10 protein-coding genes are annotated in these 12,446 nt (G+C 46.5%); all 10 read left to right on the forward strand.

Going from position 1 to position 12,446, the window contains the following annotated elements:
• Positions 1 to 50: 50 nt before the first annotated feature.
• The 10 genes from RWM02_RS03055 (at position 51) to RWM02_RS03100 (ending at position 11,425) form a co-directional block, all read left to right on the forward strand.
• Positions 51 to 557 (forward strand): DNA-deoxyinosine glycosylase, encoded by a 507-nt coding sequence (locus RWM02_RS03055; protein ID WP_314069050.1) that lies wholly within the window; start codon positions 51 to 53, stop codon positions 555 to 557.
• 113 nt (positions 558 to 670) lie between these two features.
• Entirely contained in the window at positions 671 to 1,816 is a 1,146-nt protein-coding gene (locus tag RWM02_RS03060) for a toxin-antitoxin system YwqK family antitoxin (protein ID WP_314069051.1), read from the forward strand.
• Between the two features lie 293 nt (positions 1,817 to 2,109).
• Positions 2,110 to 3,504, forward strand: coding sequence for a C4-dicarboxylate transporter DcuC (gene dcuC / locus RWM02_RS03065; protein WP_314069052.1), 1,395 nt, complete (start codon positions 2,110 to 2,112; stop codon positions 3,502 to 3,504).
• 8 nt (positions 3,505 to 3,512) lie between these two features.
• Positions 3,513 to 5,300, forward strand: a complete 1,788-nt coding sequence (locus RWM02_RS03070) for a M3 family metallopeptidase (protein ID WP_314069053.1) — start codon at positions 3,513 to 3,515, stop codon at positions 5,298 to 5,300.
• Positions 5,301 to 5,560: 260 nt separating this feature from the next.
• A complete protein-coding gene (locus tag RWM02_RS03075) occupies positions 5,561 to 5,881 on the forward strand; it encodes a DUF2325 domain-containing protein (protein ID WP_002949171.1) in 321 nt (106 codons plus the stop codon).
• A 3-nt stretch (positions 5,882 to 5,884) separates the two neighbouring features.
• Positions 5,885 to 6,601 (forward strand): hypothetical protein, encoded by a 717-nt coding sequence (locus RWM02_RS03080; RefSeq protein WP_314069054.1) that lies wholly within the window; start codon positions 5,885 to 5,887, stop codon positions 6,599 to 6,601.
• Positions 6,602 to 6,612: 11 nt separating this feature from the next.
• The gene (fldA, locus tag RWM02_RS03085) at positions 6,613 to 7,104 is read left to right on the forward strand and encodes a flavodoxin FldA (RefSeq protein ID WP_009492535.1); all 492 of its coding nucleotides are present in this window, start codon (positions 6,613 to 6,615) and stop codon (positions 7,102 to 7,104) included.
• A 250-nt stretch (positions 7,105 to 7,354) separates the two neighbouring features.
• A complete protein-coding gene (luxS, locus tag RWM02_RS03090) occupies positions 7,355 to 7,870 on the forward strand; it encodes an S-ribosylhomocysteine lyase (RefSeq protein WP_314069055.1) in 516 nt (171 codons plus the stop codon).
• Positions 7,871 to 8,076: 206 nt separating this feature from the next.
• Positions 8,077 to 8,652 carry a hypothetical protein gene (locus RWM02_RS03095; RefSeq protein ID WP_314069056.1) on the forward strand — a complete coding sequence of 192 codons (576 nt, stop codon included), beginning with the start codon at positions 8,077 to 8,079 and terminating at the stop codon, positions 8,650 to 8,652.
• A gap of 331 nt (positions 8,653 to 8,983) precedes the next feature.
• Positions 8,984 to 11,425 (forward strand): molybdopterin-dependent oxidoreductase, encoded by a 2,442-nt coding sequence (locus RWM02_RS03100; protein WP_314069057.1) that lies wholly within the window; start codon positions 8,984 to 8,986, stop codon positions 11,423 to 11,425.
• The last annotated feature ends 1,021 nt before the right edge of the window (positions 11,426 to 12,446 follow it).

Here is a 12,446-nt window from a genome sequence, read left to right on the forward strand (position 1 = left end):
TTTCAAATTTGAAATTTTAAATTTAACGCGGCAAATTTAAAAGGCGCAAAATGAGCCAAACCCATCCTTTTAAACCTATTTTCGATAAAAACTCTAAAATTTTAATCCTCGGATCCTTTCCTTCCGTAGTTTCTCGTAAATCTGGCTTTTATTACGCAAATCCGCAAAATCGTTTCTGGCGTGTTCTGGCCAGGATTTTAAACGTTCCGCCGCCTGTTAGCACGGATGAGAAGATAAAATTCCTGCTCGCTCACCGCATCGCCATCTACGACGCCGCGATCTCGTGCGAGATAAAGGGCTCGAGCGATGCCAAAATGACCGCCGTCGCACCTGCAAATTTAGAGCCGATTTTTAGCGGCGCGTGCATCGTGCAAGTATTTTCAAACGGCGGCAAGGCGCACGAAATTTGCGAAAAATACCTAAAAAATCAAATTTTAAACGCAACGGGTAAAGAGCCCGCCAAGCTACCCTCTACTAGCCCGGCGAATGCAAATTTTAGCTTTGAAAGGCTCATGCAAGAGTGGACGATCATCGCGGAAGCACTAAAAGACGGTTAAATTTGGCAAGAGCCCTTAAATTTAACTCATCCAAAATAAAAATAATCGCGCCTTCATCTTAAATTTAGCTTTAAATTTTAAAATTACCCAAATCAAACAAAACAGGAAAAACCATGAAAATCCTAAAATTTCTATTTTTACTTCCGCTTCTAGCCATCGGTGCGCAAGCTCTAGAGCCAAAAGTCGTAATGAAGCCCGAAGCGAGCCTAAAAAACGGGCTTTACTACGTAAAAGGCAAGCTCTACGACGGCACGCTAAAGATGCTTCGATACAGCGTCGAGGACCTATATGACGTAAATGCTATGGGCATGGTCTATCCGAGGCTAAAACCTCTGCCGCCCACGCTCATACGCGAGATCGACGTGCAGGGCGGCACGGCGGTGCGATATAGAGACTATTTTGACGGTAGGGACAAGCCCTCAAACGAATACCCCCTAAAAAACGGCGTCCGCGAGGGCACAGCGAAGCACTACCACGCAGATAGCGGCGCTCTGATGGGCGAGAGCGAATACAAAAACGGCGTCCGCGACGGGCGCTACCGCCGCTACTACTTTGACGAGGGTGGCGCGTTAAAGCAGGAGGGCACCTACAAGGCGGACAAGCGAGAGGGCGTGTTTACCGATTATTACGTTAGCGGCGAGGTTAGCGCACGCAGCCCATACGTCGGCGGGCTGCGAAACGGCGAGGACTTCGACTATTACAAAAGCGGCAAAATCCGCGGCGTGCGAACCTACAAAGAGGGTAAGCGAGAAGGCGCGGAGATGTGGTACTACGAAAGCGGCGCCGTGGAGGAGACGGGCGAATACAAAAACGACCGCAAAAACGGCGTTTGGAAGCGATTTTATGAAAACGGCAAAACGCGCGTGGTAGAAAATTACAAAGATGGCGAAAAGGACGGCGTCGTGCGCGAATACTACCCAAGCGGCAAGCTACGAGGCGAATACGAGTACAAAGACGGCCGCCAAACGGGCGCGGGGCTGGACTACTACGAGAGCGGGGCGCTAGCGGCGAAAGTGATGTTTAAAAACGGGCGCTATCACGGGCTATACGAGGAGTATCACGAAAACGGCAAGCTAAAAGCCAGAGTGATGTTTGAGGACGGGCTGGAGGTCGGCGAGGCGCGCCACTACTACGCAAACGGCAAACTCGAAGCCGAGGGGGAGTTTGAGCGCGGCAGGCTCATCCGCGCCAAAAAATACGACGAATCGGGTAAGCTAATCAGCAATAAGTCCGATAAAAACGGACTTCCACGGGAGTGAGGTTGGATAAAATCTAAATTTGAGCGGAGCTAAATTTGATCTATGCGGCTTAAATTCGTCGCTTGGTAAAATTTGGCTTTATAGCTTTTTAAAATTTTAAGCACATACGAGACGTCAAATTTGATCTGAAACACGCCGCATTAGTCTAAAATTTTAATAAAAATCAAAGTTACATAAAATAAGAGTAGTCTAAAAAAACTAAAAAATAATTTTTATTTTAGCTTAATATATCAGTATTTGTAGTAAAATTTGCTCTGGATTTAATACACAAAAACACTAAAAAGGAGCAAAATATGGCTGCTACAGGTATTATTATCGGCACGGTAGTGCTGTTTATCGTGGGCTGGGCGATAGTGCGGGGTAAGTACGCGCCGCTCGTGCTTTTTCTTTCGGGCGTTTTTATGTTGATTTGCTCGGTCGCGCTAGGCACGGGGAATTTTATGCCTAAACAGGCCGTAGCGACGGGCAACGCCTACCTAAACATTATCGAGTTTATACGATATATGTTCTCAAACAGATTTGCAAATTTAGGCCTTATCATCATGTTTATGGTGGGCTTTGCGAGCTATATGACGCATATCGGCGCGAACCACGCTTTCGTCTCTATCGCTACGAAGCGCTTTGCTAGGATCAAAAACCCATATGTCATGGTGTTCGTCGCATTTGCGGTGGCTAAACTCATCAGCATGGTTATCACTAGCGCGGTGGGGCTTGGCGTGCTATGTCTTGCGCTGCTAGGGCCCGTGCTCATCTCGCTTGGACTAAACAAGCTCACCGTAGGCTCGATCTGCGCGATGTCGGGAGCCGCCTCGATGGTGCTCATCGGCGCATCGACGGCCGCAGCGGCGAAGGCTACGCAGCTTAGCATTTTAGATTACGTTTTCGTCTATAAGATCCCGGCCGCGCTTCCGACCTCGATCGTGATGGGTATCGCGCTCGTTTTTTGGAACAGATATCTGGATAAAAAAGAGGGCTGGGTGTGCAGCGAGCACGTGGGCGAAGTGATGGAATTTGACGGCGCCGTGCAAAATCCCGAAGCCGCCGCTCCTAAAATTTACGCGATACTGCCGTTTTTACCGATGATTTTGGTGGTCGTATTTTCGCAGTACTGCATCGCCTCTATCAAGCTTGACATCTCTGCGATCATCATCCTATCAGTCGTCATCGCGATGCTTTTTGAAGCGGTTAGGTATAGGTTTAAATTTGACCCGATTGCCGAGGGGGTCAAGGTATTTTTCCAAGCGATGGGTAAGAGCCTAAGCGGCGTCGTGATCCTTATCATCGCAGCGGGCGTATTTGCAGAAGGCTTTAAGGCTCTAGGCATGCTCGATAGCATCGTAAAACTCGCAAATTCGCTTGGCTTTGGCGGCTTTGGCATGTCGGTGCTTTTCGTCGTCATCACGACGCTAGTTACGATCATCTCTGGCTCAAACGGCGCGAGCTTCTACCCTCTCATCGAGATGGTGCCGCATATCGCGGCTAAGCTAAACGTGAGCTCCGTGATGCTCGTGCTACCGATGCACCAGGCCTCGACTATCGCTCGCCCTCTCTCGCCCGTCGCAGGCGTGGTCGTCGCGATAGCAGGCATGCTAAAATGCAGTCCGCTCGATATCGTCAAACGTTGCAGCGTGCCGGCGGTCTTGGGCCTCGTTAGTCACCATATTTTCGTATTTTTACTCTCATTGTGAGGCGTAAAATGGAGCTTCCTAGATGGACGTTTGAGGACGCGTACGGCGACTTTGACGACGCGAGGTTTACGGACGCGCTGTCAAATTTGGACGAAATTTTAGGCGAGATAGAGGAGCTGCTGGGCTCTAGCGGCGGGCTAAATTTGCTGATAAACGCATATGAGTGCGGCTTTGAGGAGGTAAATTCCTTGCTCGCGTTTTGCCGCTGCAAATCAAGCGACGATACCAAAGACGAGCGAGCAGGCGCGGCCGAGGCGAAAATCAGGGAGAAATTTTTGCGTCTTGAGCAAACGAAAGAGATCATTTTTGAAAAGATAGACGCGCTAGATCCCTCCGATACCGCGCGCCAAACGCAGGAGTTTGCGCGGATAAAATTTCTTTACGACGAGCGCAAAAGTAGCTGGCGGGCAAAATTTGACGCAAAGGAGCGTAAAATTTACGAGGATACGGCGGCTAGCAGTTTCGCTCCGCTTTACGACGTATTTAGACATCTAAACAACCTCATCGCTGTGCAAGCTACCGATAAAAACGGCGTAAAAAGCATCTACAATCTCTCAAAATGCGCGGGCGTTTTAAAGGGCTCGCCCGATGCTGCGCTGCGAAAGAGCGTGTTTGAGGGGCTAGCGGAGCATTACGATAAGCACGCGAGCCTGTACGCCGACGTTTTAAATTTGCTTCAGGGCTTTAGGTTGGGCGAATTTAGGGCGGCGGGGACGGATATCCTCACGCCTAGCCTGCAGCAAAATAAAATCAGCGAGCAGGCCGTAACGGCGATGTTTGCGGCGCTAGATCGCAGATCGGACAAGATCAGAGAGTGCGTGAGCTTGCGCGCGAAGTACTTCCCGCAGGGTAAAATTTACGCCTGCGATCTGCTCGCGCCGTCTCCTTTCACTAGCACGGAGGAGATCCACTATGAGCGGGCGATAGAGACGATCTGCGAGGCTCTGGGCGAGGTTGGCGAGGAGATACCCGAATTTATCAAAATGATGCTGCAGAAAAACTGGATCGAGGCGCAGGTGCGCGAAAACAAAGCAGGCGGGGCGTTTTATACGAGATTTGATAAATTTCGTCAGCCGCGGGTATTTTCTAGCTACATGGGCACGCAGGCGCATATGATCCAGCAAGCGCACGAACTCGGGCACGCGTGGCACTACTGGATCATGCGCGATCTGCCCGCGCTGCAAACGCAGTTTCCTATGACGCTAGCCGAGGCTGCGAGCACCTTTAATGAAGCCGTACTGCGAAACTATCTGCGAAAAAATAGCGCGGATAAAAATTTGACCTTCGACATCTTGTGGCAGGAGCTAAAATCTGCGGCAAATTTCATGCTACACATCGGCGTGCGGTTTGATTTTGAGATCGCCTTTTTAAAGGCTAGGCTAAAGGGCGCGGTCAGCGCTGCGCAGATAGAGGAGCTCATGCAAAAGGCGTGGCGTGGACGCTACGGCGATACGACGCAGGACGCGGAGGGCTTTTTGCCATACTTTAAGCTACATTTTTACAAAACCGATCAATACATCTACAACTACCCCTACACTGTCGGCTACCTGCTCTCGCAGTTTTTGCTGGGCGAGTTTAGGCGCGCGGGCGATAAATTTATCGGCGCGTACAAGGCGTTTTTGCGCGAGTGCGGCGTGATGAGCGTTGAAACTTTGCTACAAAAGCACTTCGGCAAGGACGCGCGAACGCTGGAGTTTTGGCTCGAGTGCGTCGATAATGCGCTAATTTATGCTGACGAGTTTAAGCGGCTCGAAAAGCAGATGGAGCTTGATAAGGCGGCAAAATCGGACGGGTAAAATTGAACCCAAATTTGATTTATTTTCTACCAAATTTAAGAGCAAAAACGTCGAGCTTTTTGCTCTTGTCGTCTATTCGTCAAATTTGAGCGCCGTTTCTTGATTCTAAAAGATAAATGAGTAAGTCAAATTTAAAATTTCCTCACAAAATTTGACATGCGTTACAAATTTGCACTTAACTGATAACAACTATCATAACTAAGCTATTTTTTAGCTAATCTATTTTATAATAATCACAATCAAATAAACAGGAGCCAGAAATGTCAGTTTTAGTTATCGGAGCCGACGAAATAACGCCTATAAAAGCAGTCCTAAAAGACCTCGGCGCGGAAGCGATCGAACACTGGGACGCGCGCAACGAAAACCGCGTAAATCGCAAACCGATCCCGCAAGATACCGAGTGCGTCGTGATGCTAACCAGTTTTTTAAACCACAACACGATGAAAACGATAAAAAACCAAGCTAAAAAGCGCAATATCCCGATCGTTTGCGCCAAAAGAAGCGTCAGCTGCGTGTTTAGCGAGTATTGCAAAGTCTTTGGGCTAGATAAGGAATTTGGATGCTGCAAGGTAAAAGACTAATAGATGAAATTCGGCTTTTTATCAGGTATTGGAGAAATAACTCCAAGTATTTTTTCAGGGCTTGATGCGGTAAATAAAGCCCGAATTTTTATAAATTTATACAACTGTTGCGCAGGTCGCGAGCTAAAAATTCCTCTTATTTATGCGTATTCGGGCTTAAATTTGGAGGAAATTTTTTTAAAGCGCATAGAGGATCTATGCGAGTTTAAAAATCCTAGCCGAAGTAAAATTTCAAGCTTTTGTATCGCCTCAAACGCCGTCATCTGCGCCTATAAAACGGGCAAATTCGACGCCGTTCCGCCGCTAGCCGTCTCCCCCAAACACCCAGCCGCCAAGCTAATCCTCATGCTAAAATCCCAAAACGGAATATGTTTTGACGCGGACATAATGTTTTCTCAGTTTGTTTATGATAAAATACGCGCCAAACATTTTGATAAAAACGTTTATTTTCAAGACGGGATTATCTTTGCCGAGCAGGGCGGGCGCAAGCTTTTCGGCGTTATGCCGTGCTTTAAGGAGATAACCAAAGAGCGGTTTCATCTGGCTAACTGCGAGATCGCTAGAGGCTTTGAGGCGCTTAGCGGCGGGGAGTTTGACAGGATGTTCATCGTAGCTCCGAGAAATGCGAATTTCTCGCGCTACATCGAGGTTAAACGGGAGTGCGGATGCGGCGGATCGCTGCGACTGGTGCCCTACACGATAAGTCATCATATTTTTTAAAGGAAATTTAAATGATAGGTATCATTTTTGGAAGCAGTATGGGAAATACTGAGGAGGCGGCGAGCTTTTTAGCCGAGAATTTGGGGCTAGAAAACGAGCTTTTAAACGTAGCAAACTGCGACGCGGCTAAGCTAAACGGCTTTGACAAGCTGATTTTGGGCGTTTCGACCTGGGGTACGGGCGATCTTCAAGACGACTGGGACGCGTTTGATTTCGGCGGGCTAAAGCTTAGCGGTAAGACGGTTGCGATATTTGGTACGGGCGATGCCGAGAGCTATGCGGATAGCTTTTGCGGCGCGATGGGCAAGCTTTACGATGAGGTCGTAAAAGCGGGCGCAAACGTCGTAGGCGCAGTGTCCGTGGACGGATATAAATTTGACGAATCGGAAGCCGTAAGAGACGGTAAATTCGTCGGCCTGCCGCTTGACGCCGATAACGAAAGCGAAAAAACCGAGCCTAGAATCAGCGCTTGGATAGAGCAGATCAAACCTCATTTTGCTTAAAATTTAATACTTCTAGTCGGGCCTTTTGCCCGATTTTTCTTTCAAATTTAACTCTTTTTTGTATCAAATTTGACTTTGTCGTACTAGAGCATTAAGGCGATTTTGGCGCGTGGCGGCTGCGCAAATTTTATCAAGACCGCTTAATAGCTAACCGAGCAAATGCGGGCTTTTAATCAACTCAAATTTGAGCTAAAATTTAGCAAATTTAGCTAAAATCACGCCGAATTTATGTTAAAAATAAGGAGAAAGTATGCCTCTACTAGATAGTTTTTGCGTCGATCACGTGAGGATGAACGCGCCTGGAGTGCGCTTGGCAAAGACGATGAAAACGCCAAAAGGCGATGATATAAGCGTGTTTGATTTGCGTTTTTGCAAGCCAAACGAGGAAATTTTGCCAGAAAAAGGCATCCATACGCTAGAGCACCTATTTGCGGGCTTTATGCGTGACCACCTAAACGGCGAAGGGACCGAGATTATCGACATCTCGCCGATGGGCTGCAGGACGGGCTTTTATATGAGCGTGATCGGCGTGCCGAGCGAGGAGGCGGTCAAGGCCGCGTGGACGGCGTCGATGAAGGATATCCTAGGCGTCAAAAACCAAGAAGACATCCCCGAGCTTAACAAGTACCAGTGCGGCACGTATAAGATGCATTCGCTTGATGAAGCGCATACGATCGCAAGCAAAATTTTAGAGCGCGGACTAGTCACGATAAATAACGAGCAAATCGCGTTAGACGTCGCTGCGATGGGGCTTAAAAAGCACTGATCGCTCTTTAAATTTAGCCGCCGTTTGTGCGGCTTTGCTCTCGCGGTAAATTTGAGCAAATTTTAAATTGGCTAGGTTTGCCGCTTTCTTGCTTCAAATTTTATCATTTTTAATATACAAAATCCGCTTCGTAATAAAATATAGCGATGTAATTTTAAGCAGCAAATTTATAAAATTACATTAATAATTTTTCTTAAGGAAGTGCGATGAAAAGTTTTAAATTCGTTTTGGTCGCGGCCTGTGCGGCGGCGATAAGCTTAAACGCCGAGGTTTTAACAAAGACGACCGACATATCGCTAGACGGTAAAAAAGTCGGCAAGATCGAGGTTTTGACGCCGGTTGAGGTTGTTTCTAAAGAGGGCGCAAAAGCCAAAATCAAGGTAAAAGGCGCGGTTTCGGCAAACTACCTAGCTCAGATACAGCGAAGCGTCAAAAACGCCGAGATTTTCACGGTTTTTGATGTCGAAAGCGAGGCGAACTTTAAGAAAATAAAAGAGGTCGAGGACGACTACGGCGAGCTTTGGTATGAGGTCGAGGGCATGTACGAAGTCGCCGCGGACGCGCTGGGTAGCGACGCAAACGCGCTATACAAACAAGCTCAGCAAAAGTACGAGGAGACCTGCTCGGCGTGTCACCGCTTGCACGAGCCAAATAGCTTTACGGCGGCTCAATGGCCGGCAAATTTGCAGTCGATGATCGATACGAACTACGTCGCGCTGGAGGAGACGGAGCTAAATTTGATAGTAAAATACCTGCAGCATAACGCAAAAGCGGTAGAATAGGGCTTTGCGCGGATCAAATTTGCCTGTCGCTTAAAATGTAAAATTTAGCGACGTTTGTTCTTTAAATTTGGATTTTATGTTTTACGGCGACAAATTTAACGCTAGCGGCTTAAATTTGCGGCATCTTGCTCGCTAAAGAGCCGCGTTACAAAAAAAGCGAGCGCCGCTAATAAAATATAGTTTTAAAAGTAAATAACGGAAAACGAGTCGCCAAATCGCGCCGGTGCCGCAAATATCGGCGATTTGGCTTTGCTTGGGTCTGCGACTTCGCGACTGCAAGCGCAAGGCGCGGGGGCTTGCTCCTGCGAGAATTAAAATAAGGGAGAAACCGATGAAAAGACGAGATTTCATCAAATTTTCGGCATTGGCGGCTACGGCTGCGCAGGCTAGCAGGATAGAAGGCGTTACGCAGACGATTTTCGATAACAAAAAGGTATTCGGCGCGAACAGATTCGGGCTTTTTTGGGCAAATACCAACTCAAATCAGATAGTTTCCGTTAGCGATTTCGAGGGCGATAAATTTCCTAATACGATGAATTACAGCCTGCCTGATTCCGTGCAAAACGAGGCTCGCGTGCTGTATCCGATGGTGCGCAAAAGCTATCTAAAAGCCAAGGGCGCGGCTAAATCCGAACTGCGAGGCAAAGAGGAATTCGTGCGCGTTAGTTGGGACGTCGCGCTTGATCTTGCCGCCAAGGCGTTAAAAGAAGCCCACGAGAAATACGGCAGCGAAGCGATCTACGGCGAGTGCTACTGGTGGGGCGGCAGCGGTAAGATCAGCTGGGGTAGGACTGTTGGTCACAGGATGCTAAAAGTGCTTGGCGGATATGTAGAAGAGAGCGGCGACTACTCAACGGGTGCTGGCCTTGTTATCATGCTTCACGTCCTAGGCAACAGCGCCGTTTATGACGCGCCGACAAAGTGGGAGGCTATCGCTAAAAACGCTAAAAACGTTGTATTTTGGGGCACTGACCCACTTGTAACTGATCAAATTTCATGGCAGCCACCAACACATGATGGCTATCTTGGCATCAAAAAGATAAAAGAGGCAGGCATAAAAACTTATAGCGTTTGCGTCTTTAAAAACGACACCACAAGATACCTTGACTCTGAAGCTATCATCGTTCGTCCAAATACCGACGTAGCAATGATGCTTGGCATGTGCCACTATCTATATGAAAACAAGCTTTATGACGAGGAATTTATCAAAAAATACACAGTTGGCTTTAATAAATTTAAAGACTATCTACTTGGCACAACCGACAAAGTGGTCAAAGATATCAACTGGGCGAGCAAAATTTGTGGCGTAAAAGCCGAAGATATCGCTAAATTTGCAACAGCACTTGCAAAAGAGCCAAGCGTCATCATCGCAGGCAGATCACTTCAAAGACAAGATCACGGCGAGATGAGCTTTTGGGGTATCGTAACACTTAGCGCGATGTTAGGTCAGATCGGCAAAGAGGGACTTGGCTTTGAGTTTAACCTCTACCACTCAAATGGCGCTACAGACAAGATCGCTCCGTCACTAAAAGGCATCAGCACTAGCATAAGCGAGAAATACGACAATGTAGATGGCGCTCCTTGGAAGAAATTTAAAAACGTCACCATCCCATCTTCAAGATCGATCGAGGCTTTGCAAAACCCTGGCAAAGAGATAGACTATGACGGCTCAAAAATCAAACTCCCACACATGAGAGTGGCTTACATGGCGTCTGGATCGATGTTTACAAGGCATCAGGATGTAAATAACGCCGTAAAAGCGTGGCGTAAATTTGACACCGTAATAACAGCTGAGCCATTTTGGACAAGCACAGCAAAACTAAGCGACATAGTCTTGCCAGTAGCCCTTGAAGTCGAGAGAAATGACATCAACCAAAGCGTGCCTACAAACGAGTACATCGTGGCTTACAAGCCTGTCGTAGAGCCTATGGGCGAGAGTAGGAGTGACTACTGGATCTGCTCACAAATCTGCAAACGCTGGGGCAGAGAAGAGGTCTTTACAGAGGGCAAAGATGAGCTTGGCTGGGCGAAAGAATTTTACGCAGACGCGGCTGAGCAAGCTAAAGGCATAAATGTCAAGATGCCAAGCTTTGATGAGTTTTGGAAAGAGGGATATGTTAGATTTGAGCAAGATGACGAAGCTAGCAGATACTACACAAGACTTAGCGCTTTTAGAGAAAATCCTCACAAAAACCGCCTAGGCACGCCATCTGGCAAGATAGAGCTCTACTCTCCAACTATCGCTAAATTTGGCTACAAAGACTTTGCGCCACACGTTGCTTGGATCGAGCCATTTGAGTGGCTTGGCAGCGAAAAAGCCAAAAAGTATCCATTTAGCGTCACAACCCCGCACTCAAGATACCGCCTCCACTCACAGCTAAATAACTCAATAATCAGAAACTACGCTGAAGTATGCGCAAGAGAGCCAATGCTCATAAACGTAAATGACGCCAAAGCAAAAGGCATCGCAACTGGCGACGTGGTGAGAGTATTTAACGACAGGGGCGAAATTTTGGTCGGCGCGCTTGTCACTGACATCATCCCAGAGCACGTCATCGCCATCTGCGAGGGTGCGTGGTACGATCCTGAAGTGCTAGGCGAAAAGAGCCTTTGCAAGCATGGTTGCGTAAATGTCCTAACTCGTGACAAAGGCACATCTAGCATCGCTCAAAGCAACTGCGGACACACGATCCTTGTAAATTTAGAAAAATACAAAGGCGAGATCAAGCCGATCACTGCATTTTCTAAACCAAAAATTTTGCAATCTTTGTAGAATTTATATAAATTTAGCCCTCGTTTGGGGGCTAAATTTGATCATTTGCTGTTTTTAATCAAAATCATCTTGTGGCTTAAATTTGATCCATAGTTAGTCTAATCAACCTGCCCTAAGGCGCTAAATATCACTTATCAGAAATAACAACTGGCGCTAGAATTTATCTATGAAACCAAAACGATCGCTACTAAATTTACATTTTCGTAAATTTAGGCACGCTTTATCGCCTAGTTAAAAGATACAAAGCAAACAAATTTCTATATCTTTAAAAAGGCAAACTACTATCTAAAGGCGCTTTTAGATCAAGCTGATTGCTGAGTAAATTTCGAAGCAAGTGTAAATTTGGCTAAAAATTTGCTAGTAAAATTTTAGATTTAAGTCCGATACGACTAAATTTCATCGTAAATTTTCATGCTGCTAAGTTTTTTCGTTAAATTTAATTAGAGCAGAGCAATCAACCAACTCCATTATCGCTAGCCCTTAAAACACTGCCACCAGCTAAAGGCAACCATTTTTCTAACAGCCCAAATTTATAATTAACTCTGTTTTTACTCTTTAAATTTAACTCAAGATACAAATTTACTAGTAGGATTTGGCTCCAAAAATGTTTAAATTTAGGCGCAAATTTCTATTTATGGTCAAATTTAGTAAGCGCTTATCAACCGTAACTCCTACGCCCCCCCCATTTTTTATTAACACGTGCCATTAGGGCATTGCCAATAAATCCTATATCTTCTCAACATTTTAAAAGCCAACTTATCACATTTATATCAACCGAACTTTCTGCCCAAGCCGATCGATCTTGTTTAACCCAAAAGTGCGTTATCAAACTTGTCAAAAATGGCTCATCAAGCCCGATAGCGCGCGCCTTTAAGCGTTACTAAAAGCGACAGCCAGCAACGCTACTACACTCGCTTTTAAATTTTTATTACCAAAAGTGTAAATTTAAGATTTTGATCTATAAATTTTATAAATTTAATGCGGATCATTTGATAAATGAAAATTTCTACTAAATTTTGAA

Origin of the sequence: Campylobacter showae (genome assembly GCF_963515975.1) — a bacterium.
Classification (GTDB): domain Bacteria; phylum Campylobacterota; class Campylobacteria; order Campylobacterales; family Campylobacteraceae; genus Campylobacter_A; species Campylobacter_A showae_F.